This is a genomic window from Bradyrhizobium sp. UFLA05-112 (assembly GCF_053572325.1).
On the sequence record NZ_JBANBK010000043.1, the window covers coordinates 25,513 to 50,819 of the forward strand.

Here is a 25,307-nt window from a genome sequence, read left to right on the forward strand (position 1 = left end):
CCTAAAATCTGAAATTCTCCGACATGAGGCGGTCGACTATCTCAGGTGAAGCTCAGATTGCGGACCCTTGGAGGGATCATGGTTCACGTTGTCAGAACGTTCGATCGGCCTGCCGCTGACCTCGTCGAGCGCATCAAGCAATTTCCTCCATCCACCCTTCATGAAGCGCAGGGGCGTTCGGGTGCTCTGACGTCGCGGATCAAGCCGATCTATCCGGGAATGCGGGCCTGCGGGCCGGCGTTTACGGTGAGCTGCCACCCCGGCGACAACATGATGCTCATCACGGCGATCTCGCTGGCCAGACCGGGCGATGTGCTCGTGGTGAGCGCAGGTGACCATCCGGAGCAGGGCGGTTTCGGCGAGGTGCTGGCCACGGCCTGCGTCGCCAAGGGGCTCGCTGGCCTGGTCACGGATGCCGGCGTGCGCGATGGTCCGGCGATCCGCAACACCGGCTTCAATGTTTTCTCCTATGGGCTGTGCATGAAGGGAACCGTCAAGGAGACCCTCGGCTACATCAACCAGCCGATCGTCATTGGCGGCATCGCAGTCCGTCCAGGCGATATCGTCAGCGCTGACGATGACGGCGTGGTCATCGTGCCCAAGGAGAACATCGCAGACGTTTGCGTCAAATCCGCCGCACGCGAGGAAAAGGAAGCCGCCGTGATGAAAGCGCTCAAGGCGGGTGGCGACATTCTCGAATTGTCGGGCATTGGCAAGGTGCTCGAGGCCAAGAATTGTACCTTTGCCTGAGCAAGCAAACGACAATCGACTAGCACGCGGCTCCGGCAATCCGAACGTTAGAGCGTGACGTTCTGCGATAGATGCGGATCCATTGGCGCGACGCGACGGGCAAGGAGACTACATGCCGGCCTTTCTCGGCTCGGGTGAGCATCGTTACCGCGTCGTCGAGGACTGGGCGAAGCTGCCGGATGGCTGGCAGCTCACCGATGTCGCGTCCGTCGCGGTTGACAGCAAGGACCGCATCTACGTCTTCAATCGCGGCGCCCATCCGATGGTGGTGCTCGACCGCGAAGGCAATTTCCTGCGGAGCTGGGGTGAAGGGTTGTTTGCCCGCGCCCACGGCCTGCATATCGACGCCGACGATAATCTCTATTGCACCGATGATGGCGACCACACCGTGCGCAAATGCACGACCGACGGCAAGGTGCTGCTGACGATCGGCGTCCCCGAGAAGCCTGCGCCGTTCATGAGCGGCGATCCCTTCCATCGCTGCACCCATACCGCGCTGTCGCCGAAGGGCGAGATCTACGTCTCCGACGGCTACGGCAATGCCCGCATCCACAAGTTCACCCCGGACGGCAAGCTGATGATGGGCTGGGGCGAACCCGGCACCGATCCCGGCCAGTTCAACATCGTTCACAACATCGCCACCGACGCGGATGGTTATGTCTACGTCGCCGACCGCGAGAACCATCGCGTGCAGGTGTTCGACGGCAACGGCAGATACGAGACGCAGTGGAACAACCTGCACCGGCCCTGTGCGCTGTGCTGCTGTGGTGGAAGGAAACCAACCTTCATCATTGGAGAGCTCGGCCCCGCCATGCCGGTGAACCGCAAGGTGCCCAATCTTGGCCCGCGGTTGTCGATCGTCGATGCCAAGGGAAAACGCATCGCGCGGCTCGGCGGCGAAGATGGTCCGGGTGTCGCGAGCGGCAAGTTCCTGGCGCCGCATGGCATCGCGCTGGATTCGCAAGGTGACCTGTATGTCGGCGAGGTCGGCGTCACCGACTGGAAGACGAGCTTTCCCGACGATGAGATGCCGGCTGTCGTGCGCGCCACGCGCTGTCTGCAGAAGCTGGAGCGGGTGCAGGAAGGCTCCTAGCGTTCGGTGCCAGAATGCGAAAAGAACGGGTCGGCGCAGTCAGACCACGCGGGCGGTGACGGCCTTTCCTTCGATGCTTTGATGTTGCGATGCGGCGCGTGATAGCGGCCTTCCTATCCTCCTGGGCGAGCTGCGCGGGCAGACGAGCGAGCAGCCCATCTTTCCCGCGGCTCAAGATTTCTGTTGTTCGACCGATTTGGCGCCTCTAGCATCGCGCCAAAACAAGCGTTGAGACAAACCGCGCCGGGAGGACATGATGCGCTGCATTCGAGCATTTCTGCTGGTTGCGTGCGCGCTCGGCTCGCTGCTGGTGCCGCTGGCGGCTTCAAGCCGTGCTCAGGGCATTCCGCAAAACATCCCGAGAAAGGATTTGCTGATCCTGGAAAACCCGGAAGGAACCGTCAAGAACGCGGGCTGGTTCAACATCTGGGCGATCAATGCCGGATCGCAGTCGAACGGACTGCAGCAGGTCGGGCTCGATACGCTTTGGTACATCGATCCCGAGAGCGGCCTCGACGGTGTCTGGGACAATTCGCTCGCTGCCGACAAGCCGCAGTACAATGCCGACTTTACCGAAATGACGGTCAAGCTCCGCAGCGGCATCTTCTGGAGTGACGGGGTCGAATTCACCGCCGACGATGTCGTCTCGACGGTCACGACTCAGATCAAAAATTCGGGCATGCGCTTCAGCGCAGTGCTGGCGAGCAACGTCGCATCCGTGGCTGCACCGGACGCCCATACGGTTGTCTTCAAACTCAAGAAGCCCAATTCACGCTTCCATGCCAATTTTACGGTGCGCTGGGGGGCGGTGTGGATCCTGCCCAAACACGTCTTCGACAAGGTCGAAGATCCCGTCAAATTCGATTTCAACAAGCCGATCTCTCTCGGTGCCTACGTGCTGCACAGCTACGATCCGGACGGCAAATGGTACATCTGGCAGCTTCGCGAAGACTGGCAGCGCACCACGCTAGCGCGCTTTGGCAAGCCTGGTCCGAAATATCTCGCTTATGTCGATCCCGGACCGCCCGAGAAGCGGGTGATCGCGCAGCTCAACCACGAGCTCGACGTGATCCACGATATCGCGCCGGAGGGCATGTTTGCCCTGGCCAAGCAAAGCAAGACGACGCGGGCATGGTTCAAGGGCTTCCCCTATGGCCACCCCGATCCGACGCTTCCCGCCGTGATCTTCAACACCCAGAATGAGAGTTTCAAGAACCCAGACGTGCGATGGGCGCTGGCGCTGTTGATCGACATCAAGGCCGTGACCATGGCGGCCTATCGCGGTGCCGCCACGATATCGGCGATCGGCGTACCGCCGACCGGAACTCATCCGGCAACCTATCATGGGCCGATGGAGGAGTGGCTTAGGGCATTCGAGATCGATACCGGCAAGCGCAAGACCAAGCCCTACGACCCCACGATTGGCAGGCAGATCGCCGACATGCTGCGACCTTCCATGGGCGAACAGATCCCATCCGATCCTGCGGAGATTGCCAAGGCGTTCGGCAGGGGCTGGTGGAAGACCGATCCGCAGGCGGCGCAGGAACTTCTGGAAAAGGCAGGCTTCACCAAACGAGGCGGCACCTGGATGACGCCTGATGGGAAGCCCTTCAGCGTTCGCGTCATGGTCGAAGGGGATTTGCGCCCAGTGATGACCCGGGCCGGAACGATGATCGTGCAGCTATGGAAGCAGGCGGGCATCGACGCTAGGATCGATGTCGCGCAGGGAACGCTGCCCACGCGACGGGCGGCTGGCGATTTCGACACGTTCATCGGCTGGAGCGTCGAAACCTGGGGCGGCCACCAGGACTTGTCCTATTTCCTCGACAGCTGGCATTCGCAGTTCGTCGCCGAGCCAGGCAAACCGCAGCCGCTCCGCAACTGGCAGCGCTGGTCCAATCCCGCGCTCGACAAGATCATCGAGGAGATCCGGACGGTCGGCTTCGACGATCCGAAATCGATCGAGCTCGGCAAGGAGTACGTCAAGCTCGCCGTCAAGGAGATGCCCACCATACCGCTGATGGCCTACAACGTATTCACCGCAATGGACCAGACCTACTGGACCGGCTTTCCGACCGCGGAAAATCCCTACACCAACCCGGTGCCGAACTGGGGCAATTCGCGCTACATGTTCGTCAAGCTGAAGCCGGCCAGTTAAGACGCGATGATAGAAGAGCGATCGCATTTGCCGTGCCTGGCTGAACGACTTTGGCAGACAGCCCTGGGGCCCCCATGAGCGGATATCTCGCCTATGTGGGTCGGCGGCTCGGGCAGTTTCTGCTGGTTGTCTTCATCGGCATCAATATCGCTTATGTCGTCACGCATGCATCGCCGATCGATCCCGTCGAGCAGTCGATCTCGGCGGTGACCTCCTTCGGCAACACCGCCCCGGGGGCGATCGAGCAGATGCGCAACTCCTTGCGCGAGCTCTATGGTCTCAGCGGCACGCCTGTTGAGCAATACCTGTTGTTCTGGAAGCGGATCCTGCGCGCTGATTTCGGTCCATCGATGTCGGCGTTTCCGACCCCCGTCGGCACGCTCATCGGACGTGCGCTGCCCTGGACCGCCGGGCTCCTTGTGGTTTCGACCATTGTCGCCTGGGGGCTCGGAAATCTGCTGGGTGGGCTTGCCGGCTATTACCGGCAGAGCCGGGGTCTGAAGCTGATGGGGGTGATCGCCATGGGCCTCCATCCGATCCCTTACTATATTCTGGCGATGCTGCTGCTGATCGTGTTCGGCTTCCTTTGGCCGGTACTCCCGATTACCGGCGGATCCGCGATGAACCTGCCCCAGACGTGGACGCCCGAATTCGTTGTGAGCGTGCTGCAGCACGCGATCCTGCCGGCCCTTTCTCTGATCCTGATTGGCGTGGGGAGCTGGTTCCTCGGCATGCGCTCGCTGGTATCCAATGTCCTCGCCGAGGACTTCGTCGTCTACGCCGAACTCGCCGGCGTAAGGTCCTGGCGCATCCTGACATCCTACGTGATGCGTAACGCGCTCACGCCGCAGGTGACGGGACTTGCCATGTCGCTGGGCGGAATCTTCAACGGCGCCGTGATCACCGAAAAGGTGTTCGGCTATCCCGGTCTCGGCTCGCTCCTGGTCGACGCCGTCTATGCCGGAGATTACGGGCTTGTCCTCGGCGTCACCACCATCTCGATTCTCGGCGTATCGATCGGCGTGCTTGCGATCGATCTTCTCTATCCTCTGCTCGACCCGAGGGTGAAGGTCAGCTGATGGCCGTGCTCCTGCGTGATCTGCTGCGCTACAGCCCTGAATTTCGGATCGGGGCCGTGCTGCTCGCCTTCGTTCTGTTGCTGTCCGTCCTGGCGAGCTTTTCGCCCTATCCGCCGGACAGCGTGTATGTGGTGCCGCCCGATGTGCCGCCGTCGCTGACCTACTGGTTCGGAACGACATCGCGTGGCCAGGACGTGTTCTGGCAATTGAGCTTTGCCATCCGAAATACATTGTTGTTCGGATGCACGGTGGCTTTGATCAGCCGCGTGATCGCGCTCGTGGTCGGACTCGTCAGCGGCTACAAAGGGGGCTGGATCGATCGTACCCTGATGTCGGTGAACGATACCTTCATCGTCATTCCTCTGCTCCCGATCCTGGTGCTGTTTTATTTCGTGATGCGCGACCGCATCTCCTGGCTGATGCTGGCGCTGATCATGGCCTGCTTCGGTTGGGCCTACGACGCCCGGCTGATCCGTTCCGTGGTCATGAGCCTAAAGGCGCGCGAATTCACCCAGACCAGCCTGTTCTCGGGGATGACCACGCGCCAGATTCTGACACAGGAGCATCTGCCCTATGTCATGCCGATCGTATTCTCTACGACGATGAACAACATGGTGTGGTCGATCGGGCTCGAGGTGACGCTCGCGGTGCTCGGTTTTACCGACATCAACACGCCGACGATCGGCGGCATGATCTATTGGGCCAACCAGCACACCGCATTGGTGGCGGGAGTCTGGTGGTGGATCGCCTTTCCGACCATCACGGTGATCATGGCGTTTATCGGGCTGTTTCTGCTCGCGGTATCGGCGAACGCCTACATCGATCCGCGAAGCCGCCTCTGGAGCCTCGGAGAGGCCTCGTGATGCGCGCCAATGTTGAGCAGCCGCATGCGCGCCAGGACGCCAAGCCGGTTCTCCGGGTTCACGACCTGCAGGCCTATTACCGGACCAGCCATTTCGGTGTCAGACGCGGCGTCAAAGCGGTTGATGGCGTCAGCTTCGCTGTTCGTCGTGGCGAGATCTACGGGCTTGCCGGAGAATCCAGCTCCGGAAAGACCACGCTGATCAAGAGCATCGCAGGAGCGATCAGACCGCCGCTCGAGATCGTGGGCGGCAGCGTGGAGTTTGCATTTCTGCCTGGCTATGGCGGATTGCACCGCGCTCCACCAGTGGACGTGGCGCGAATTCGCTGGCGTCACCTGTCCTATATCATGCAGGGATCGATGAACGTGCTGAACCCCGTTCGCCGCGTCGAATCGGCGTTCGTGGATTTCGCGTACCCGCATATCGGTGGCAGCCGGAAGCAGTTTGAGCAGCGGGTGGTCGCCCATCTGGCGCGGGTGAGGCTCGACCCGTCGGTGCTCGCTGCCTTTCCGCATGAGCTCTCAGGCGGCATGCGTCAACGCGCCACGCTTGCGCTTGCAACGATTTGCCGTCCTGATTTCATCATCGCCGACGAGCCCACGACCGCACTGGATGTGGTGGTGCAGAAGGAGGTGCTCGGCATGATCCGTGACATTCAGCGGGAGACCGGCTCGTCGGTCCTGTTCGTTACCCATGACATGGGTGTGCACGCGCACATCACTGACCGCCTCGCCATCATGTATGCCGGACGTCTCGTGGAAGAGGCTGCAACCGCGGAGATTTTCGGGAATCCGCTACACCCTTACACCAGGCATCTCATTTCGAGCCTTCCGCGCATCGGCGATGACGCGCCCCGCGAGGGACTTGGTGGCGCACCGCCAAATCTAGCCGATCCACCCGCCGGATGCCGCTTCCATCCGCGCTGTCCGCTCGCAAGCGAAATATGCAGGAATGAGGTCCCTGCGATGCTGGAGGCCGCCGCCGGGCATCGCGTTGCCTGCTTTGCCGTCGATCAGGGCAACCGAGCATGAACGAACTGCTCCTCGACATTTCCGAGGTCAGCAAGACGTTCGTCCGGGGAGGACTGTTGTCGAGGCAGAAGATCGCTGCGGTGAGCCAGGTAAGCTTCCAGCTTGCCACCCGGCGACCGGAGATCCTGGCGATCATCGGCGAGTCCGGGAGTGGCAAGACGACGCTTGCCCGGATGATCCTGAACATCGAAACGCCGACCAGCGGCGAACTAGTGCTCGATGGCATCAATCTTGCTGCCGTTCGAAACAGCGCCGGTCGTACGGCCTTCATGCACAAGGTGCAGCCGATCTTTCAGAATCCCTTTGAGTCCTTCAACCCGCTGAAGCGCCTCGATCGATATCTGTTCATGACGCGGCGCCGGTTTTCCGGCGTGGCCGGGCAGGGCACGGCTGAGGCTGCCGTCGATGCGGCGTTGCTCAAAGTCGGTCTGTCGCTCAAAGAGGTGAGCCATCGATACCCGCACGAACTGTCCGGGGGACAGCTTCAAAGGGTCGCGATCGCCCGAGCATTGCTGGCCGAGCCGAAACTGATTGTGGCGGATGAGCCAGTTTCCATGATCGATGCGTCGCTGCGCATATCCATCGTCAATCTGTTCAAGACGCTGCGCGACGATCTTGGGATATCAATCATCTATGTCACGCATGATCTGGCCACGGCCTATTATATCAGCGACCGCATCATGATCATGCAGAAAGGCCGCGTCGTCGAGAGCGGTGATGCGAGAACGGTGCTGAAGTCGCCGGAGCATCCCTATACGCGCCAATTGCGCGAAGCCGTGCTATTACCTGAAGTCGCCGATGCCACGGCAGACGTATCTCTTGCATGAACGATCTCACCAGCCCCGGGACATCCGAGAGAAGAGCATGAGGAAAGCCAGAGTTCTGATCGACCGCGACTTCGCCATCGGCCACACCGATCCTCGCCTGTTCGGTGCATTCATCGAACATTTGGGCCGGTGCGTCTATGGCGGCATCTACGAGCCCGGCCATCCAACCGCCGACGAGAACGGCTTTCGGAAGGATGTGCTCGCGCTGGTGAAGGAGCTTGGGCCAACGCTCATTCGATATCCCGGCGGCAATTTCGTCTCGGGATACAATTGGGAGGACGGCGTTGGTCCGCTGGAGGCGAGGCCGGGGCGCCTCGACCTTGCCTGGTTCAGCACGGAGCCGAATAGCTTCGGCACCAATGAATTCATGGAGTGGTGCAAGGTCGCCGCCGTCGAGCCGATGATGGCGGTCAATCTCGGCACCCGCGGTGGCGATGCGGCCCGCAGCCTGGTCGAATACTGCAACCACCCGGGCGGAACGACCTGGTCGGAGCTGCGCCGCACGCACGGCTGGGACAAGCCGCATGGCATCAAGCTGTGGTGCCTCGGCAACGAAATGGATGGGCCCTGGCAGATGGAGCACAAGAGCGCCGCCGCCTACGGCGCGGTCGCGAGCGAAGCGGCCAAGATGATGCGCTGGTTGGATCCGACCATCGAGCTTGCGGCGTGCGGTTCGTCGGGGCGCAACATGCCGACCTTCGGCCAGTGGGAAGACACGGTCCTCGAGCACACCTTCGATCATGTCGACTACATTTCGCTCCATACCTATCTCAACAACTACCGGCAGGACACGGCATCGTTTCTCGCGAGCCCCGACCTGATGGACCGCTTCATCGATGAGGTCGTCGCCTTGGCCGATGCGGTGGCGGCCAAGCGGCGCTCCAACAAGCGTCTCATGCTGAGCTTCGATGAATGGAACGTCTGGTATCGAACGCGCCGCACCCGGGCCGACCGGGTGAAGGAGGGCTGGCCGGTGGCACCGCCGATCCTCGAGGAAATCTATACGATGGAAGACGCTCTCGCCTTCGGCGGCGCCTGCATTTCCTTGCTCAATCACGCCGATCGGGTGAGGGTCGCCTGCCTTGCGCAACTCGTCAACGTCATCGCGCCGATTATGACCGAGACGGGCGGAGGCGCTTGGCGTCAGACCATCTTCTTTCCTTTCGCGCATATGAGCCATTTCGGCCGCGGCAGGGTTTTGCGTACGCAAGTCGAGTCGGAGACCTACGATTCATCCTACTACGATCCCCGCGGTACCCAGGATCTGACCTTTCCGGTACCTAACGTGCCGTATCTCAAGTTGGCGGCAGTCGCGGAGGAGGGCGGTGGCCTATCGCTCTTTCTGCTCAACCGCGACTTGAAGCAGGAATTGGAGGTGAGTATCGAGGCCCGAAGCTTCGGCCGCCTCACGGTGGGCGAGCGGCTTGAACTCCGGCACGATGATCTCAAGGCGACGAATACCAAGAATGCGCCTGGCAAAGTCAGGCCGGCGCCGTTGCAGAGTGTGAGCTTCGATGGTGGACGGTTGCTGGCGACGCTCAAGCCGGCGTCATGGAATGTGATCCATCTGTCGGCAAACTGAGGACATCGAACGGTAGGCCGCGAATGCAGGCCGAAGAGAATACTGATCGCTGACGCAATCAACTCGAGCGGTTGCGGTGCGCCCGTGAGTCGAGGACCTGACGAATCGACCGCGCCAAATCTGCCGGCCGGTAGGGCTTGCTGAGCAAGGTAATGCCAGGGTCCAGCCGACCGTCATGCATCATGGCGGCTTCCGGATACCCCGACATGTAGAGCACCGGCAGGCCAGGGCGCTGCCGAGCGACGGCTTCGGCGAGTTCGCGTCCGTTCATCCCGCCAGGCATCACAACATCGGTGAAGAGCAGATCAAACGCTGTGCCTCGGTTCACCAGGACGAGTGCATCGGGACCATTGGCAGCGGCGATCGTGCGATAGCCAAAACTCTTGAGCTGCGCCACTACATAGTTGCGCACCAGCTCGTCATCCTCGACCACGAGGATGGTCTCATTGCCGCGTTGTAGTTCGCTCCTCGGTGCAGCGTCTGAAATTGCCGCGGCCCGAGCCGAGCGCGGCAGATACAGGTTGATGGTCGTTCCGCGCGCTTCCTCACTATCGAGCCTGATGTGACCGCCGGATTGCTTGATGAATCCATAGACCATGCTCAATCCGAGGCCCGTTCCCTTGCCAAGCTCCTTGGTCGTGAAGAATGGCTCGAATATCTTGTCTCGTATCGCCAGCGGGATGCCGGCCCCGGTGTCGCTCACGGTGACCAGGACGAAGTCGCCGAGAATTCCGTCCGGGCCGGTGTTGTCCGCATCGAAACTCACATTCGCAGTGCCGAAGGAGATCTTGCCACCCCCTCCCATCGCGTCGCGGGCGTTCACCGCCAGATTGATCAAAGCGGTCGAAAGCTGACTTGGATCGATCAGCGCGTGCCAGCCATCGGCTTGCAGCGTCGAGCCGATCTCGACATGCTCGCCGAGCGTCGGCCGCAGCAGCCTGGCGGTATCGACAATGAGGTTGTTGACGTCGATATTGCGTGGTTGGAGGGGCTGCTTGCGGGCGAAGGCCAGGAGTTGGCTCGTCAGATCGGCGCCGCGCGTGGCGGCCTCATCGATCATGTGAGCGATGGCAACCAGCTCTGGTTGGTCCGAAAGACCATCGATCAGGATCTGTATGGTCCCAGTGATCACGGTCAGGATGTTGTTGAAGTCATGAGCCACACCGCCGGTGAGCTGGCCGATCGCATCCATCTTTTGCGATTGGCGCAGCTGCTGCTCTAGGCGCAGGCGATGGGTGATGTCGCGCCCGATGACGATGATCAGTTCTCGTTCTCCCGTCGACACGTGAGCGGCGGACAGCTCCGCATCGAGACCCTTGCCGTTAGAGCCATCCAGACGCAGCTGGAGCAGGACAGCTGAACCCGGCGCGAGCAGGCTGTCCACGTCGATCGCTCCCGCAGGATCCAGGACGGTTTGCAACGGGGCGCCGATGATCTGCTCGCGGGGCCGTCCCAGCATGACTCCGGCCGTGCGGTTTGCCTCGATCACCAACCCTTTCTGATCAAGCACCAGGATCGCATCACGCGCCTGCTCCATCAGCAGACGGTATTTCTCTTCCGCCTGCTTGCGCGCAGTGAGATCGAGTACGAACGAGACGCACTGATCGGCTGATGCGGCGAGCGAGGCGGAGCCGATCAGGACTGGGACGCGGCTGCCGTCTTTTCGGATAAACTCCTTCTCACGAGGTGCGTTCTGCCCCCATATCCGCAAGTGCTCGATCCGCTGCCTATCCTCGTTCCGGTACTCCGCCGGAGTCATGTCATTCCAGCGGACCGTGCCCGATACCAGCTCCTGCCTGGAGTATCCGGTCATGCTCAGGAAGGCATCGTTGGCGTAGCTGATATCGCCGCTACCGTCCCAGAAAAGTATTCCAATGATGTTGGAGTCGACGAGCCGTCGGATGCGGGCTTCGCGCTCCTGAAGGTCACGGTAGAGGAGCGTGTTTTCGAGCGAAATCGCAGCCTGAGCTGCTAGCAGATCCAGCACCGCAACACGATCGGGCGTGAACGCGTGCGTCGTCAGTGTGTTCTCGAGATAGAGCAATCCGGTGAGCTTGGCCTGCTTCATGAGCGGTAGGCAGAGGATCGATCTGGGAGGTCGGCGATGCACGTACCTTTCGCCGTAGAGCGGATCGGGCCGCGTTGCATCATCTACGATGAGCGGTTTTTGCGAACGAATGACGTAACGTACCAGTGCCTCTGGACAGTCAGGCGCCGAGAGAGGACTCGGATGCATCACAACCGTAAACTCGTCGCCCTTGGACTGGCCTTCGGCCTCGATCCAGAAGTCATCATGCCGCGACATGATCAGCAAGCCGCGATCCGCGCCTGCGTTCTGTAGCGCGATCTTCATCAGTGTTTCGATGAGCTTTGCCAGCTCAATTTCACTGGAGACCGCCTGAGACGCTTTCACCACGGTGGTGACATCCATTTGCTGGACGGTCGGCCTGCGGGCGGAACTGGTGTCCTCGGCGACGTGGAGGCGAGGATAGAGGCGTTCGAGCTGTCTTACCTTGGCATCGGCTCCCCAGCGGAGAAATCCGTAGTGAGCATCGCGCAGATAGGCATGGGCGATCTTCTCGAACCCGCGCGTCGCGTAGAAGCGCCCGGCGAGTTCGTTCGCGATTGCCTCATTCTGAGGAAACCCGTTTGTGCGCGCGGAGGCGACAGCCTGGTCGTAAAAGCGCATCGCATCGAGCTCGCGACCTTCAATCCGTGCAATCTCCGCGGCGACGAGAGCGGCGCGATCGGCGAAGTCTTCAGGGCAGATCTCGGCCCATTGCTGAAGCTGGCGATGATGGACCGCTAGCGCATCGAGACGTAGAGCTCGTTCGCTGGCTGTTGCGTTCTCGCCCGATGCGGCCTGCGCCAGCGCAGCATAGAAGTGAAATTCGACCCGGTCGAAAAGCGCCTTCGACGTCCAGAGCAGTTGATCGGCCTTCGTCGCCGCAGCGATCGCGCCGGGATCGTCGGCGAGCACACGAGCCTGCAGCTTGCGGACCCAGTACCAGAAGCCAGCCTGTTCCAGACGTGGGTCCTCCTCGAGGCGGCGTTCAAACTGCGTCTCGTTGAACTCGGCTTGATCGAAACAGCCAAACTTTGTGGTGAGGCCGCGTAGCGTCCGGACCAGCTGAAGCTGCCCGGCGAGTCGGTCGGCCGCCAGATCAACGCACGCCCGATGTGCGAATTCGAGTCCGGCCTCGGCCTCGCGCTGCACGTCGGCGAGTGGATCGCCGCAGGCGAGAAGATGCGTCAAGAGGTGATGACAGGTAAAGCTGGCGTAGTTGAGGTCGCCGACCTGCTGCGCGGCGTCGAAGGCCCGCCGGAGCCAGGGGCGGCCTGTCCTCACATGCCGCGTCCAGCTCCCGAAGCCGAGATAGACGCGAGCCTTGAACCGATCCAGTCCCTGTCGTTCGACGAGGTCGAGGCCGAGCTGGGCGAAGCGGTATCCGGCAGCATAGTCGCCGAAGTCGGGGCCAAGCACGGTGCCAAGCACGATATAGGCGAGACATGAGGCATCGGAGTTGCCGTATTCCATGCTCAGATTGGCCATGCGTCCGATGATGAGACGGCGCAGGCTCTCGTCGATGTACCAGGCGGGTGAGACAAGGACCGTGAGAACGTCCATCGTTCCGCGCGCGATCGGGTCGAACATCCGGGGCAGCTCGAGCAGGGCCTCGATCGGGCGCTCACCGATCTGTTGCCACATCCGCTCATATTCCCGCTCGACCTCCTCCGATGTGGGATGCGACGACCAGGCGATGCCGACGCGACGCAGATAGTCGAGAGCAACCTCGACGTCACGATCACTTGGCTCCATGCGCAGCCGGGTGACGGCGGCGAGGTCGGGTAGGGTGGCTGCACGGCTCGACAGCTCGGCAAGGCGGTCTTTCGCCGTTGCCTGCTCGCCAGCGAGGAACTCGCACTCGGCCCGGTGTAGCGCCAGAGCGAAGCTGAGCGCGTAGCGCTGCTCCCAGCAATCCTCTGGAAGCGTGGCCTCTCCGGCAGCGAAGTGAGCGAGTGCCATAGTCAAGGCGGACGCCCCCTTGGCACGCCGGCCGGCCAACAGGTTCAGCTCCGCTACCTTCACGCGCTCCTCGACCGCGGTGATCAAGGTCGCGCCGCGGTTGAGTTGGCTCACGATCTCGAAGACGTTTTCCTCGACCGCTCCCGGCGGGGTTCGCGCCGCGAACAGGCGGCCAATACGCAGATGGGCGGCGTCCCGTTCTCTCTCCGGGATAAGTGCGTAGGCCGCCTCTTGGAATCGATCGTGTACGAACCGATAGGCGTCGGCTTGGGGCTCTACGAATTCCTGTCGAACGGCGGGCCATAGGTCTGCGTGGACTTGCTGCTCTGATGTCCCGAGGACGATCGAAAGCACCGCGACCTCGGCAATATTTCCCAGACAGGCCATCTGCTGCAAGGCTGTACGCGTTGCAACGGGGAGCCGAGTGAGCTTTCCGAGCATGAGATCGATGACGTTGTCGGTATATCGCTTGGCATAGATGCGATCGAGATCCCAGGACCAGTGCGCCGCATCATGGTCAAACGCGAGCACTCCTTCTTCGACCAGCGAAAACAGGAACTGGATAGCAAAAAACGGGTTACCACCAGTTTTCTCGTGCACGAGCTGCACCAGCGACGCGGCGCGCTTCGGTTCGCAGCGAAGCGCATCCGCAAGCAACTGGGCGAGATGCCTGCTGCCGAGCGGCGCGAGCGTGATCTCCACGACCCGGCCATCCCGCGCCTTGATGGCCTCACGCATACGCATCACGGGATGAGCGGAATCCACCTCATTGTCCCGATAGGCGCCGATCAGCATCAGGTGCTTCAGATTCGACCGGGTCAAGAGATCTTCGAGCAGCTCGAACGTCGCCAAGTCGAGCCATTGCAAGTCATCGAGAAACAGCACCAAGGGATGTTCGGACCGGGCAAACACGCCGATGAATTGCTCGAACACACGGTGAAAGCGGCTTTGCGCGTTCTGGAGCGGTAGCTCTGGGACGGGTGGCTGTTCACCGATGATCGCCTTCAGCTCCGGGATCAGATCCACGACGAGCTGTCCGTTTGGACCGAGCGCGCTCAGGAGGTCGTGGTGCCACTTGCCGAGCTCGGTCTCGCTCTTGCCCAGGATGGGCCGAACGAGGCTCTGGAACGCCTTGGCGAGTGTCGCGTACGGGACGTCGCGCTTGTGCTGGTCGAACTTGCCCGATGCAAACAGCCCGCGTGAGGGCACCAGCACTTTATGGAGTTCGTTGACGACAGAGGATTTGCCGATCCCGGAATATCCCGAGACCAGCGCCAACTCGGGCGCGCCAGTCTTGACGATGCGCTCGAACGAGGCGAGCAGCATCTCGCGCTCGCGCGTTCTTCCATACAATCTCTCGGGAACGAGCAGCCGGTCGGGCGTGTCGTGCTGGCCCAGCTGGAAGTCGTCGATGCGGCGCCGAAGCTCCCACTCCGCGAGACAGCGCTGCAGATCTCTCTCGGCGCCGGCTGCGGTCTGGTAGCGCTCCTCGGCCATCTTGGCGAGTAGCTTCATGATGAGCTTGGAAATCGCGGCGGGGATGTTCGCAAATCGCCTGTTCGGCGGCTCCGGTTCTCTCGCGACATGGCAGTGCACCCACTCCATCGGATCGGACGCGGTGAATGGAAGCGTGCCGGTAGCCATCTGGTAAAGCGTGACGCCGAGTGAGTACAGGTCACTTCGGGAGTCGATCGAGCGGTTCATGCGCCCGGTCTGCTCGGGCGACATGTAAGCGAATGTGCCGGCTATCGACTCGGGCGTGGCTGGGGCCTGCCGTTCGCGCGGCCGGCGCGAAGCAAAGCCGAAGCCGGTGAGGTGCACGCTTCCCTCGCTGCGGTTCACCAGGATATTTGCTGGTTTGATATCCTTGTGCACCAGACCGCGCTGGTGGACCTTGCTCAGGGCCGCGGCGATCTGGGACGCCAGGCGCAGGAAGCTCCCCGTCTCCATGGGAGTGTCCAACAGCAGCCAGGTGAGCGGCTCGCCACCGAGATCTTCGAGAACAAGGATGGTACGGTTGCGATCTTGCACAAGCTCCATCGGCTTCGCGGCCCAGGCACTGTCCAATTCGTCCTTCAGTGCAAATTCGTGCGCGAGCCGATCAAGGCTTTGCGGGGGCGGATGTTCCGCCGCCGGGACGACGGCCAGCACAACCTCTCGTTCGCCGTCGATGCGTTCGCGGGATGTTCGGCACAGGAGAAGCCCTTCTTCGTCGCACAGAACCTGCGGGCCGTGGGCCCAGCCAGCGCCCATAAACGATGAAAGGTTCATATCGGTAAACCATGCCGCGGCCGAGCCGAGTCCAGCGCCTGAGGGGCTCGCCCGGTACTCCGCATTATCCCCCAAAGAGCTGCCCGGATGCGGCAAGGCGCGCCGTCACCGAATCTCCGTTTCCACGCGAGCGAGGTATGAGGGGGAGGACGCACGTACGACCCGTAACACCACGAGGCTGGCCCCTCACGCCTTCATTCCGCACTTGGTTCGATCGGCGAAACCGGGCGCTTTCAAATCGTATCATTTGGCTCAATCTCGTCAACGTGCCGCCTTCGCGAGGCAGGGCGAAGCGCATTCGAGCGGAAGGACGGATTGCCGCATGCCGGCATGCAGCAGGGGTCTGCTTCAAGCATTGCGTCAACTTAGAGGGGAGCATTGCGCACAGGATGCCGAGGACATTGCGAGCGCCCCCTTGCTCGAGATCTATCGCGAAGGACGATGAGTGTGACAAACGAATTAGGAGATGAGGGCTTTCATACCACACCGTGCGGCATGATCCGCTCCGCTTGGCCTCTGCCGTGCCAGACCTGGTCGAGCAGCTCGACGATCGGCTCGCCAAAATCCTCGTATTTCACCTCGATAGATCGCAGCCACGGTGCAATCCAGCGGTTGAGTGGGTTGCCATCGATACCGACAAGCCCGCAGCGTTCCGGAACTCCAATGCCGCTTTCACGAGCAAAGCGATAGGCGCCGTAGGCGATCTGGTCGCTGACACACATCAGTCCCTCGAGCCAGCCGCTGCGCGCCGCGAGCCGCCGGGCAGCCTCGTAGCCGATCTCGATGTGAGAGCGGCCGGCCGCCTCGGCCTTCAGGATTTCTGTGGCGCCGAGCGCACGCATGCGGCTGCAGAACCCCTTGAGGCGATCCCGCGTGACGGACGATCCCTTGGCGGGCGCCAGCACGCCGCAACGCCGCAGTCCCGCGGACCACAACATGTCGGCGGCGTCAGCGCCTGCCTTGATGTTGTCGATACCAACGAAGGCACCGCGCCCGAACGGCGGGCGGCGGTTGACGAAAACCATTGGGGCGCCGTCAGCGACGAAATCCTTCAGCACAGCGCTCGGCACGCTCGCGACCATGATGTAGCCGCGCACCACCTGCGAACGCATGACGTTGAGATATTCGTCTTGCAAATCAGGCCGATCGTGCGTGTCGCAGAGGATCATCACATAACCGGCGGCGCGCAGCGCGGCTTCGGTCGAAGCGGCGATGGCGGCCATCACGGGATTGTCCAGGTTGGGGGCGAGCATCGCGACGAGGCGGCTTTCCCGCCTGCGCAACGTCCGGCCGGCGTGGTTGGGGTGGTAGCCCACGACGGCAATGGCCTTGCGGACGCGCTCGACGGTCTCGGCAGAGGCCCGGCGCGTTTCGCCGTTGACGATGCGCGAGACGGTGGCGATCGAAACCCCAGCGGCGGCAGCGACGGTCGCGAGTGAAGGGGGTGCGGAGCGTTGTTTGCTCGTCATTGATCGGCTCGGTTGTGTGATCCGCTGAACAGGAAGAATACAGCGATTGACAATTTAGGCAAACGTTTGCCAAACTACCCCTAAGAACCAAAGTATCGCCGGGGAGGACGTAATGAGAAGTATTACCCGACGCGCTATCAGCGCCTCTGTGCTCGCGGCCTGCCTCTTGGCCGGTAGTTCGGGCGTTCGCCCCGCCGAGGCGCAGACGGTCCTGCGGATGACCTGGTACTCGGACGGCAACGAGGGCGAGGTGATGGCCGATCTCCTCCGCCGCTTCGAGGATAAGAACCGCGACATCCACGTCGTTCTGGATCAGGTACCTTTCAAGGCCATCAACGAGAATCTGCCGGTGCAGCTGGCTTCAGGGCAGGGGCCTGACATCGCCCGCGTCGGCGACATGGGCGGCCTTGCCCGCTATATGCTCGACCTGCGCCCTTACTTGAAGAATGCCGACTACTGGGAAGCGAATTACGGTCCTTTCCTGAAGTGGATGCGGGTGCCGGGCGACACGTCCTCGATCCCCGGATTCATGACCCAGCTGACCGTGACCGGTCCTTTCGTCAACAAGACGCTCTTCGAGCAGGCAGGCGTCGCAATGCCCGCCTCGAAAGCGTCATGGGAGGACTGGGCAAAGGCGACAAAAGAGGTGGCGGACAAGGTCCAGGCGCCGTTTCCGATCGCGTTCGACCGTTCCGGTCACCGCTTTTTCGGCATGGCGATTTCGGAGGGCGCCGCCGTGTTCGACGACAAGGGACAGCCGGCGGTCATCGACGACGGGTTCAAGCGCGCGGCCAAGCTGATCTATGACTGGCACAACACAGGCGTGATGTCGAAGGAGTTGTGGGGCTCGGTGGCGGGGGCGACCTATCGCGGCGCCAACGAGGAATTCAAGAACGCCCAGGTCGTGATGTATGAATCGGGCTCCTGGCAGATCAGCCAGTTCGACAAGACGATCGGAACTGCGTTCGACTGGGTTGCGGTGCCGACCCCGTGTGGGCCGGCCAACTGCTCCGGCATGCCGGGCGGTGCTGCGCTCGTCGGCATCAAATCGACCAAGCACCCTGAAGAAGTGGCGCGCGTGCTCGATTACCTCGCGAGCGAGGACGTCGTCGCCGAGTTCTATGCCCGCTCCCTGTTCGTGCCGGGCCATCTCGGCCTCGCCCGCAAGGGCCTCGACTACAAGGATGCGTCGCCTGTTGCGAATGCTGCGCTCAAGGTCTTCAGCGACGGTGTCAACCAACTCGCGCCGGCGGCCAATCAGTTACAGGGCTATCCGGCGAGTCGCGTCATCCTCAACGCGGTGATCAGCCGGCTTGGCCAGGCCGTCTCAGGCGAGATCACTCTCGATGAGGCCTATAAGCGCATCTCGGGCGATGTCGAGCAGCAGCTCGCCGAGCGCAACAAGAAGTAGGCGCTGGACACATCGCGGCATGACCGATTTGCCAACTGGCATTGAACCGCAGGCCGCGCCGACGGCCACGCTGCTCGCGCGCTTGCGCCGCGCGGGCGAGACGGCGCTCGGTGTGGTGTTCGGTACCCTGCTGCGCCTCATCGATCGTCCGATGCGCCTGTTGCAGGAGCTCATCGGCGAGCGGCGAATGCCCTATGTCTTTCTGCTGCCGAATCTCATTTTCTTCTCGTTGTTCGTGTTCGTCCCCCTTGCGATCGATCTGGTGTTTTCGTTCACCGGCGGGGAGTCGCTGTTTCCTTCGCAGCGACCCTATGTCGGAACCGATCAGTACGCCTATCTGTTCGATTGCGGCTCCTTTTTCGATCCCGCTTCGTGCCGGGTCGATCATTTCTGGCGCGGCGTTGCGAATACGCTGCGTTTCACCATCTTCCAGCTCGTATCCATGGTGACGTTTTCGCTCGTCACTGCGCTGGTCCTGAACATGCGGATCCGCGGCCGCGGCTTTTTTCGCGCAGTCTTTTTCTTTCCGGTGCTGCTGTCACCGGTCGTGGTTGCGCTGGTCTGGAAATGGATCCTGCAACGCGACGGCCTGCTGAACGCCGGGCTCACCACGATCGGCGGGCAGAAGATCCTGTTCTTCGTGGATCCCGGCTGGGCGATGTTCTGGTCGGTGTTCGTCTCGGTCTGGGCGCATATGGGGTTCTACACGCTCATCCTGCTCGCGGGGTTGCAGGCCATTCCAGCCGATCTCTACGAAGCGGCGCAGATGGACGCGACGCCGCGCTGGCGTGTGTTCTGGCGGATCACGCTGCCGCTGCTCTGGCCGAACCTCATCGTGGTGATCGTGCTGGCGCTGATCCGCGGCGTGCAGACATTCGACGAGGTGTTCGTGCTGACCGGCGGCGGACCGGGTACCGCAACTCTGATGATCGTGCAGTACATCTACGAGACGGCTTTTGCGAGCCAGGTGCAGAATTTCGGCCTCGCTGCGGCGGCTTCAATCGTGCTCGGCGTGGTGCTGTTTCTGCTCACGCTGGCGCAGTTGTCTCGCACCCGGAGCGCCTCATGAAGCCAATTCAGCTGCTGCGCGCCCGCCGTCGGAGCGGGCACTGGCATTGGACCGACATCGCGGCCTATGCCTATCTCGGGCTCGGCGTCTTGCTGATGTTCGGGCCCGTCGTGTGGTTGGTCCTCTCCTCGTTCAAGACCCAGGCAAGCCTCCTGGAATTTCCGCCCTCGCTGCTGCCACGGTCCCAGCAAGAGGTCAGAGTGCAGGGCTTTCCGCAGCCGCTGCCACTTTTTGCAGCCACTCTCGACAATGGCGAGCGTCGCGAGCTCGCACAAGTTCGGCGCATCGGCTTGATCGCACAGATGATCGATCCGGCCGATCCCAAACAGCAATATCGCGTGCCAACCGCCAAGCTCGCGCCGGTTCGGAACCTGAGTTTCGTGACCGCGAATTACACCGAGCCACTCCAGAAATTCGCCTTCACGCGCTATCTGTGGAATTCGGTGTTCGTCACGACGATCGCAACTCTGATTACACTGCTCATCAATTCGATGGCAGCCTACGCTCTCTCCATCTATGAATTCAGAGGTAAGACCGCTGCCATGCTGATGGTGATCGGCACGCTCATGATCCCGATCACCATCATTCTCGTGCCGGTCTATCTTGTCGTCACGAAACTCGGCCTCGTCAATTCGCTCTGGGCGGTCATTCTTCCGGGCGCCGCGACGCCCACAGGCGTCTTCCTATTGCGGCAATACATGCTGACGCTGCCGCGAGACCTCATCGAGGCGGCGCGCATGGACAAGGCAAGTGAGTGGCAAATCTACTGGCGGATCGTCATGCCGCTGGCGGCACCGGCTCTGGCGGTGCTCGCCATCTTCTCCATCATGTGGCGGTGGAATGAGTTTCTGTGGCCGCTCGCGGTGCTCACCAAGTCCGAATCCTTCACGCTGCAGATCGGTCTCAACGCCTTCCAGGGTGAGCTGCAGACCCAGTGGAATTATCTCCTGGCGATGACGGTGGTGTCGCTGCTCCCGGTGGCGCTCGTCTTCGTCTTTCTGCAGCGCTTCATCGCGACGGGAATAGCCAATACGGGGATGAAATGATGGCGGGGATGTCGTCATGGCTGGCCTGACTCTCAAGGGCGTCCGCAAGGCCTACGGAACGATCGCCGTGATTCACGGCGTCGATCTCGCGATCGCCGACGGCGAATTCATTGTCTTCGTCGGCCCATCCGGCTGCGGCAAATCGACCTTGCTGCGCATCATCGCCGGGCTCGAGGAGGTGACCGACGGCGAGATTGCGATCGATGGCCTCGACGTCACGCGCGTGGCTGCGTCCGACCGCGGTCTCGCCATGGTGTTTCAGTCCTATGCTCTCTATCCGCACATGACTGTCTACAGGAACATGGCGTTCGCGCTTGAGAACATGGGTCTTGCTGGTTCCGAGATCGACGCTCGGGTTCGGCGCGCGGCCAAGATGCTGCGCCTCACCGAGTATCTCGAGCGCAAGCCGAAGGCACTGTCGGGCGGTCAACGGCAGCGCGTGGCGATTGGTCGTGCGATCGTCCGAGATCCCAAGATCTTCCTGCTCGACGAGCCGTTGTCCAATCTCGACGCCGAACTGCGCGTTGCAACCCGCAAGGAGCTAGCGGCGCTGCATGCCGAGATCGGCGGCACCATGATCTACGTCACTCACGATCAGGTCGAGGCGATGACCATGGCAGACCGCATCGTCGTGCTACGCGGTGGCCGGATCGAGCAAGTTGGTACGCCGCTCGAACTGTACAATCGGCCGGACAATCTCTTTGTGGCCGGCTTCATCGGCTCGCCGCGCATGAATCTGCTGCCGGTGCAGGTGGTGTCGCCGGGGCTGGTACGCATCGGCCAGGCCGGTGAACCGATCAAAGTAACGACGGGCTCGCTCGCTGCGGGCGCATCGGCCACGCTTGGCGTGCGCCCCGAGCATATCACGCTCGCCGACGGCGCGGCCGATCTGTCACTCATCATCGACCTCGTCGAACAGCTCGGCGGCGACACGTATTTCTATGGCAGCGCGCCCGGCCTGCCGCAGATCACGGTGCGCCAGGGCGGTCAGTCGCTACGGGGGCGCGGCGAGGCTCTCCCGGTCCGTTTCGAGCCGGCCAACCTTCACCTGTTCGACGCCGAAGGGGTTGCCGTGCGGCCAAGCCGCTGAATCCTGAGGCAGGCACGATAGAACAAGATCAATGATGGAGTGCTGAGACATGAAAGCCCTGGTTGAGGGTCGCTATCGCGGTTGCGAGGGCGGAGCCGCAATGTTCGACGTCGGGCAGGGAGCCACCATTGTGGTGCGCATCCTGGAGCGCGATCTCGGCCGGGTGACGCTTCGCCGCGCTGGCGGCTTTCGACTTGACCGCGGCTGGTCGCTGGCGCCCGGCGGCATCGAGCCGCCGTATGGGGGACGCGACCGCGATGATGTTTCGGGATTCGCCAATCCCACAATAGCGGTCACAGTGGGCGAGGGTACCGTCACCCTCGCGGCGGAGGGGCTGACGGCCGAGGTCACGCTTCTTCCGTTTGGCATCGCCTGGCGTCGCGACGGTGAGGTCGAGCCATTCCTGCGCGACCGGCCGACCCAGGCCTATTTTGTCTCCAACAAAACCCCGGCCATCGCGCACGTGATGGCTCGCCATCCGGACGAACGCCATTTCGGCCTCGGCGACAAGGCTGGACCGCTGGACCGCACGGGGCGGCGCTTTGCGATCGACGCCGTCGATCCCTGCGGATTCGATGCGGAACTGAGCGATCCGCTCTACAAGATGCTACCGTTTGTCATCGTCGATGGGCCGCAAGGCGCTCACGGCATTTTCTATGACAATCTCTCGACCGGATCGGTCGATCTCGGCTGCACGATCGACAACTACCATGGCACGTTCCGGTCTTATCGCGCCGATGACGGCGACCTCGACTTCTACGTGCTGGCGGGACCCAATGTGCGCGATGTCGTGCGTCGTTTCTCCTGGCTCACCGGGGGCCAGGCGTTTACGCCGCGCTGGTCGCTCGGGTTCGGTGTCACGTCGATGGCGATCGCGGATTCGCCCGACGCGGACAGGCGGGTTACGGAGTTCATCGCCGACTGCCGGCGCCACGCCATCCGTTGCGACAGCTTCCATTTCGGCTCCGGCTATACCTCGATCGGAGGGCGGCGCTACGTATTCAACTGGAACCGCGACAAGTTTCCCGATCCATCGGCGACCATGGCGCGACTCGTCGATGCGGGCACGCAGCCGGTGACCAACATCAAGCCGTGTCTGCTCGACGATCATCCGCGGCTCACCGAGGCCATCGATGCCGGCATTTTGGTGAAGGACAAGGTGACGGGAACTCCGGCCGTCGCGCAGTTCTGGGATGGCGTCGGCTTTCACGTCGACTTCACCAATCCCGATGGGCGCGGCTGGTGGCGCGCGGGCATTGAGCATGCGCTGCTCGATCATGGCGTGGTTTCCATGTGGAACGACAACAATGAGTTCGAGATCTGGGATGAGGACGCGGTCTGTGCCGGCGACGGTCGCCCCTTCGCCCAGGCGCTGGCGCGCCCGGCCCAGGCGTTGCTGATGACGAAGCTCTCCTTCGAGACACAGGCCGACCGATCGCCATCGCGACGGCCCTATGTCATCACCCGTGGTGGGCCGGCGGGGCTTGCGCGCTATGGCCAGACCTGGTCGGGCGACAACGAGACCGCCTGGAAGACGCTGCGCTTCAATCTCACGCAGGGCCTCAACATGAGCCTATCCGGGTTGTTCAACATCGGCCACGATGTCGGTGGTTTTCATGGCCCGAGGCCAAGCCCGGAGTTGCTCTGTCGTTTCGTCGAGTTCTGCGCACTCTGGCCGCGCATGATCATGAACTCCTGGAACGACGACGGTTCGGTCACTCTGCCCTGGATGCACGCATCCGTGCTGCCGCAGGTGCGCGCGGTGATCGGGCTGCGGCACCGGCTGCTGCCCTATCTCTACACGCAGATGTGGCGCGCCAGCCGCGACCATGAGCCCGCGGTGCGTCCGCTGTTCTGGGACTTCCCGGACGATGCGGCGGCGAGAGACGTCGAGGACGCCTTCATGCTCGGTCCCGACTTGCTCGTCGCTCCCGTGCTCGAGGAGGGCGCTTCCGAACGCCGCGTCCAGCTGCCTGCGCACGAAGGTGGTTGGTACGATTGGCACGATGGCCAACATTTCTCCGGCGGGCAGACGGTACAGGTCGCCGCGCCCTTGGGACGCCTGCCCGTGTTCGTCCGCGCGGGAGCCATGATCCCGGTCGTTGATATCGATTCGGCCGGCAGTCCGGGTGAGCGGTCACTTATGATCTTCGGCGCACCAGCGGTGCATTCAACAGCCGATCTCTACGAGGACGACGGCGACACGGCAGCTTGGCGCACCGACGCCTTGCTGTTGTCCTTCCGCTTGTGCCGGAAAGCGACCGGCCTGGAATTGACGGGAAGGGCGCGAGGCGGTTTCCGCCCGACGTTCGACCGTTTGCATGTGAGGCCTGTTGGAGTGGCGGAGCCCTTGAGCGTCGGCACGATCGAAGGACCTATAACACTTGAAGTTCGGAGCGGCTAAGTAGCGTGCGCGTGACGCCAAAGCTCTTATGCCGGCGTTACAGACGCACAATTTCGCCGCTTCGGACGCTGGCATCGGCGGCAAAGACAATGCTCAGCGAGTTGATCGCGGCCTCGTGATGCTCGGATAAATCGATCTCGCCACGGATGGCCCTGAGAAATAGCCGCTGCTCGCGCTCGCACAGCTCCTGATGGCCTGGTTCGTCCTCGGTCGAGAGGAGTTCGTCAGGCCTCGCGAAGCGGCCTTCCAGGGTGCGGGCTGCGTGATGGATACGGAGCGCGTTGGTGCGCGTATGCGTGTCATGGTCCGCTGAGCTCACAGTCATATCGGCGCTTTCCTTCGCAACGATCGACACGCTGCCATTCGGTCCGATGATATCCTTCACAAAATGAGCGGTCTCGCTCATCATCGGTCCCCAACCGACCTCGTACCACCCGACCGATCCGTCGTCGAACAAGATGTGAAGATGGCCGTAATTGTACATGCCAGATGCGATCTCGTCCGTGAGCCGCGCGCCGACCGCATGCACCGCGGCCGGCCGAGCGCCCGTGACCTGACACATGATATCGACATAGTGGACGCCGCAATCGACGATCGGCGAGGTCGACAGCATGAGTTTCTTGTGAACCTCCCAGAACGAGCCGGCGGATTGCTGGTTGAGATTCATCCGCATCACGAGCGGCTTTCCGAGCGTGCGGCCTATCTCGACGAAGCGCGACCATGACGGATGGACGCGCAGGATATAACCGATCAGCAGCGCCTTTCCGCTCTCTCGCGCGGCGTCGACGACGTGCCTCGCAGCCTCCAGCGTGTCGGCCAGCGGCTTTTCGCAGAACACATGCGCACCTGCAGCGAAAGCCTGAAGAGCCATGGCGGCGTGATGTTCGGTGTAGGTACAAATCGCGACGGCGTCCGGACGCAGTGTCGCGAGCGCCTCGTCGTATCGTTCAAAGCGCGGCAGACCAGGAAACTCGGCCTCGAGGTCCTGGCGATCAGCCGCGCGAGACGTGCAGAGGCCAATAAGTTCGAAGCCTTCGATCGCTGCGTAGGCGCGAGCGTGGCTCGTTCCCATGGTACCGAGCCCGACCACGAGAACACGGATGGGGTACGCTGTCGACAAGGATGAAGATGACATGG

The 25,307-nt window shown here is 62.2% G+C and carries 16 protein-coding genes; 13 read left to right on the plus strand and 3 right to left on the minus strand.

Going from position 1 to position 25,307, the window contains the following annotated elements; all coding sequences use genetic code 11:
• The first annotated feature begins 78 nt into the window (after positions 1-78).
• The 8 genes from SO180_RS23875 (at position 79) to arfA (ending at position 9,383) form a co-directional block, all read left to right on the plus strand.
• A complete protein-coding gene (locus SO180_RS23875) occupies positions 79-750 on the plus strand; it encodes a 4-carboxy-4-hydroxy-2-oxoadipate aldolase/oxaloacetate decarboxylase (RefSeq protein ID WP_449381282.1) in 672 nt (223 codons plus the stop codon).
• Positions 751-862: 112 nt separating this feature from the next.
• Entirely contained in the window at positions 863-1,843 is a 981-nt protein-coding gene (locus tag SO180_RS23880; RefSeq protein ID WP_449381283.1) for a peptidyl-alpha-hydroxyglycine alpha-amidating lyase family protein, read from the plus strand.
• A 256-nt stretch (positions 1,844-2,099) separates the two neighbouring features.
• On the plus strand, positions 2,100-4,001 hold the full coding sequence (locus tag SO180_RS23885; protein ID WP_449381284.1) for an ABC transporter substrate-binding protein: 1,902 nt from the start codon (positions 2,100-2,102) through the stop codon (positions 3,999-4,001).
• A 74-nt stretch (positions 4,002-4,075) separates the two neighbouring features.
• Complete coding sequence (locus SO180_RS23890) at positions 4,076-5,080, plus strand: ABC transporter permease (protein WP_449381285.1); 1,005 nt, start codon at positions 4,076-4,078, stop codon at positions 5,078-5,080.
• The gene (locus SO180_RS23895; RefSeq protein WP_449381286.1) at positions 5,080-5,943 is read left to right on the plus strand and encodes an ABC transporter permease; all 864 of its coding nucleotides are present in this window, start codon (positions 5,080-5,082) and stop codon (positions 5,941-5,943) included. The genes SO180_RS23890 and SO180_RS23895 overlap by 1 nt, the downstream gene beginning before the upstream one ends.
• A complete protein-coding gene (locus tag SO180_RS23900) occupies positions 5,943-6,974 on the plus strand; it encodes an ABC transporter ATP-binding protein (protein WP_449381287.1) in 1,032 nt (343 codons plus the stop codon). Before SO180_RS23895 ends, SO180_RS23900 begins: the two co-directional genes overlap by 1 nt.
• On the plus strand, positions 6,971-7,801 hold the full coding sequence (locus SO180_RS23905) for an ABC transporter ATP-binding protein (RefSeq protein ID WP_449381288.1): 831 nt from the start codon (positions 6,971-6,973) through the stop codon (positions 7,799-7,801). The genes SO180_RS23900 and SO180_RS23905 overlap by 4 nt, the downstream gene beginning before the upstream one ends.
• A 37-nt stretch (positions 7,802-7,838) precedes the next feature.
• Positions 7,839-9,383: an arabinosylfuranosidase ArfA gene (gene arfA, locus SO180_RS23910; RefSeq protein ID WP_449381289.1), complete on the plus strand. Its 1,545-nt coding sequence runs from the start codon at positions 7,839-7,841 to the stop codon at positions 9,381-9,383.
• 58 nt (positions 9,384-9,441) lie between these two features.
• Here arfA and SO180_RS23915 read toward each other — a convergent pair whose 3' ends face one another.
• Both SO180_RS23915 and SO180_RS23920 read right to left on the minus strand, forming a co-directional pair.
• A complete protein-coding gene (locus tag SO180_RS23915) occupies positions 9,442-15,561 on the minus strand; it encodes an AAA family ATPase (protein WP_449381290.1) in 6,120 nt (2,039 codons plus the stop codon).
• Positions 15,562-16,157: 596 nt separating this feature from the next.
• Positions 16,158-17,150: a LacI family DNA-binding transcriptional regulator gene (locus tag SO180_RS23920; RefSeq protein WP_449381291.1), complete on the minus strand. Its 993-nt coding sequence runs from the start codon at positions 17,148-17,150 to the stop codon at positions 16,158-16,160.
• A gap of 112 nt (positions 17,151-17,262) precedes the next feature.
• On the opposite strand from SO180_RS23920, the gene SO180_RS23925 reads away from it, so the two are divergent.
• From SO180_RS23925 to SO180_RS23945, 5 genes are all read left to right on the plus strand, one after another.
• The gene (locus tag SO180_RS23925) at positions 17,263-18,561 is read left to right on the plus strand and encodes an ABC transporter substrate-binding protein (RefSeq protein ID WP_449381292.1); all 1,299 of its coding nucleotides are present in this window, start codon (positions 17,263-17,265) and stop codon (positions 18,559-18,561) included.
• Positions 18,562-18,712: 151 nt separating this feature from the next.
• Entirely contained in the window at positions 18,713-19,630 is a 918-nt protein-coding gene (locus SO180_RS23930) for a carbohydrate ABC transporter permease (protein ID WP_449381315.1), read from the plus strand.
• Positions 19,627-20,676: a carbohydrate ABC transporter permease gene (locus tag SO180_RS23935; RefSeq protein ID WP_449381293.1), complete on the plus strand. Its 1,050-nt coding sequence runs from the start codon at positions 19,627-19,629 to the stop codon at positions 20,674-20,676. Before SO180_RS23930 ends, SO180_RS23935 begins: the two co-directional genes overlap by 4 nt.
• Positions 20,677-20,692: 16 nt before the next feature.
• Positions 20,693-21,766: an ABC transporter ATP-binding protein gene (locus SO180_RS23940; protein ID WP_449381294.1), complete on the plus strand. Its 1,074-nt coding sequence runs from the start codon at positions 20,693-20,695 to the stop codon at positions 21,764-21,766.
• Between the two features lie 49 nt (positions 21,767-21,815).
• Positions 21,816-24,170, plus strand: a complete 2,355-nt coding sequence (locus SO180_RS23945) for a glycoside hydrolase family 31 protein (RefSeq protein ID WP_449381295.1) — start codon at positions 21,816-21,818, stop codon at positions 24,168-24,170.
• A gap of 37 nt (positions 24,171-24,207) precedes the next feature.
• Here the strand turns inward: SO180_RS23945 and SO180_RS23950 are convergent, their stop codons facing one another.
• A complete protein-coding gene (locus tag SO180_RS23950; protein ID WP_449381296.1) occupies positions 24,208-25,305 on the minus strand; it encodes a Gfo/Idh/MocA family protein in 1,098 nt (365 codons plus the stop codon).
• Positions 25,306-25,307: the final 2 nt, after the last annotated feature.

What these genes read in the sequence shown, in the direction of transcription:
- SO180_RS23940 (WP_449381294.1), top strand. Translation starts at nt 20,693, where the DNA reads ATGGCTGGCCTGACTCTCAAGGGCGTCCGCAAGGCCTACGGAACGATC.
- SO180_RS23895 (WP_449381286.1), top strand. Translation starts at nt 5,080, where the DNA reads ATGGCCGTGCTCCTGCGTGATCTGCTGCGCTACAGCCCTGAATTTCGG.
- SO180_RS23930 (WP_449381315.1), top strand. Translation starts at nt 18,713, where the DNA reads ATGCGCCTGTTGCAGGAGCTCATCGGCGAGCGGCGAATGCCCTATGTC.
- SO180_RS23880 (WP_449381283.1), top strand. Translation starts at nt 863, where the DNA reads ATGCCGGCCTTTCTCGGCTCGGGTGAGCATCGTTACCGCGTCGTCGAG.
- SO180_RS23890 (WP_449381285.1), top strand. Translation starts at nt 4,076, where the DNA reads ATGAGCGGATATCTCGCCTATGTGGGTCGGCGGCTCGGGCAGTTTCTG.
- SO180_RS23885 (WP_449381284.1), top strand. Translation starts at nt 2,100, where the DNA reads ATGCGCTGCATTCGAGCATTTCTGCTGGTTGCGTGCGCGCTCGGCTCG.
- SO180_RS23935 (WP_449381293.1), top strand. Translation starts at nt 19,627, where the DNA reads ATGAAGCCAATTCAGCTGCTGCGCGCCCGCCGTCGGAGCGGGCACTGG.
- SO180_RS23900 (WP_449381287.1), top strand. Translation starts at nt 5,943, where the DNA reads ATGCGCGCCAATGTTGAGCAGCCGCATGCGCGCCAGGACGCCAAGCCG.
- SO180_RS23905 (WP_449381288.1), top strand. Translation starts at nt 6,971, where the DNA reads ATGAACGAACTGCTCCTCGACATTTCCGAGGTCAGCAAGACGTTCGTC.
- SO180_RS23925 (WP_449381292.1), top strand. Translation starts at nt 17,263, where the DNA reads ATGAGAAGTATTACCCGACGCGCTATCAGCGCCTCTGTGCTCGCGGCC.
- arfA (WP_449381289.1), top strand. Translation starts at nt 7,839, where the DNA reads ATGAGGAAAGCCAGAGTTCTGATCGACCGCGACTTCGCCATCGGCCAC.
- SO180_RS23950 (WP_449381296.1), bottom strand. Translation starts at nt 25,305, where the DNA reads ATGTCATCTTCATCCTTGTCGACAGCGTACCCCATCCGTGTTCTCGTG.
- SO180_RS23920 (WP_449381291.1), bottom strand. Translation starts at nt 17,150, where the DNA reads ATGACGAGCAAACAACGCTCCGCACCCCCTTCACTCGCGACCGTCGCT.
- SO180_RS23945 (WP_449381295.1), top strand. Translation starts at nt 21,816, where the DNA reads ATGAAAGCCCTGGTTGAGGGTCGCTATCGCGGTTGCGAGGGCGGAGCC.
- SO180_RS23875 (WP_449381282.1), top strand. Translation starts at nt 79, where the DNA reads ATGGTTCACGTTGTCAGAACGTTCGATCGGCCTGCCGCTGACCTCGTC.